This window comes from Rhodoglobus aureus, assembly GCF_039527955.1.
GTDB lineage: Bacteria > Actinomycetota > Actinomycetes > Actinomycetales > Microbacteriaceae > Rhodoglobus > Rhodoglobus aureus.
Genome location: NZ_BAAAKW010000040.1, coordinates 1 through 753, shown reverse-complemented (window position 1 = coordinate 753; position 753 = coordinate 1). Strand labels below are relative to the sequence as shown.

Annotated in this window: 1 pseudogene; it reads right to left on the bottom strand. The window is 61.8% G+C overall.

Annotated features, from left to right (window positions below):
- Positions 1-346: 346 nt before the first annotated feature.
- A pseudogene (locus ABD112_RS14635) lies at positions 347-753 on the bottom strand (integrase core domain-containing protein); the annotation flags it as partial.

Below are 753 nucleotides of genomic sequence, written 5' to 3'. Positions count from 1 at the left end.
TGATGTATCAGGACATGCCTGACAAATCTGCATCAGGACATCTCTGACAGTTCGTGCATCAGGACATCTCTGACACTTAGAGGGTTCTGGGTTGTCGTCCTCGGGGCCGACCGGAGCGGACGTATTTGGTTCCGGGTTTCGGCCAGCGGTGTTTCATGATCTCGGTGCCTTGGTCGTCGAAGATCAGCAGGTGCTGGTCGGTCTCGACGAGATAGACGCTCTGGCCGGCGAGGAGCCTGGTGACGTGGAACCGGGTTTGCCGGACTTGGACGATGCCGTTGACGGCGACCGTCGTGCGGCGGATTCCGTCCCAGCCAACGGGTCGTATTTGGTTTCGTGGCCTGGGCGGGTCGGCTTTCGGTGTTGCCTCCCAAGCCTGATTCGGGGTGATCCGGCCGGGCAGTCCTTGGTGGGGTCGCTCGGTGTTATAGATCTGGTCGAAGCGGTCGACTTGCTCCTGCAACTCCTCGAGGGTGCCGGCGAGGGGTTGTTTGTCGAGCCATCGGAACAGGGTCTGATGGAAGCGTTCGTTCTTGCCCTGCGTCGTCGGTTTATAGGGCTTCCCGGTGATCGCCTCAACGCCGAGCCTGCTGACATAGGTAACGAGCTGACCGACCGCTCCGCGCCTCGACGGGTTCAGGGCGGCCCCGTTATCGGTGAGCAGGCGCTGCGGAACACCGTGGGCCTGGATGCCTTTCTTCACGACCGCGATCGCGCCTTCTGAGGTTTCACCCCAGGCAACGTGGGAGGCGA